General features: G+C 72.9%; 1 protein-coding gene. It reads left to right on the forward strand.

What is annotated here, in order from left to right; genetic code table 11:
- Nucleotides 1–826, forward strand: an 826-nt coding sequence (locus GWK61_RS54865) for a hypothetical protein (RefSeq protein WP_194922337.1), incomplete at both ends; no start/stop codon positions are given.

Here is an 826-nt window from a genome sequence, read left to right on the forward strand (position 1 = left end):
CGGTGTCGGTCACGGTGACGGTCACGACGCCGGCGACGCCGACGCAGACGCCGCCGACACCGACGGCCAAGACAGGAGCGACGGAGCCGGCAGCGTACGGCGCACCCGGGGCGAGCTGGTCCACGCCCCCCGTGCCCGGCACGGCGCGGGCACCGACCCCGGCCACGGCGAGCGCCGCGACCGGCAGCTCGTACGGGGCAAGGCGGCCGAACTGGTCGCGGCGGCCAAACGCGACGTGGTGACCATCCCGTTGCCCGGCGGCCGCCACGCCAAGTTGACGGCCCGCACCGGTCGCACCGCGGCCGGCACGGAGGTGGTCACGGTGGAAGCGGAGATGACGAGCGAGGCGGAAGGCAAGAGGACTGGGGAGAAGAAGGCGGCCACCGGGGATAAGACGAGCACGTCGGCACGGTTGCCGGGCGCGAGACAGCCCGGCGAGGCGATGCAGGCGGTCGGGCCGGCGGGACCGGAGCCGAACACGGTGCGGACGAGCGCTCCGCGATCCGAACCGGCGGAGGTGGCCGAGATGGCGGAGATGGCGCTGTCGGCTGTGCGGACGCGATCTGGACAGAGCGGGAGTGCGACCGCGACGTCGAGCACGTCCGTCCCGCAGGCCACCTCGGCGGTACAAGTGACGACCACCGGCGTAAAGGTCACCGGAACAACGCCGAGCAAGACCGGCGCTCCGCTCCCCCGCAACCACAGCCAGAGCCGCAACCCCGAGTCGCAGGCCGAACCCGTCGAACCCGTCGAACCCGTCGGCCCCGCCAAGAACACCGAGCACCCCGAACCAACTGAGAAAGCCGACCACCCCATCCCCCTCCAC

The organism is Catenulispora rubra (assembly GCF_015356825.1).
GTDB lineage: Bacteria > Actinomycetota > Actinomycetes > Streptomycetales > Catenulisporaceae > Catenulispora > Catenulispora rubra.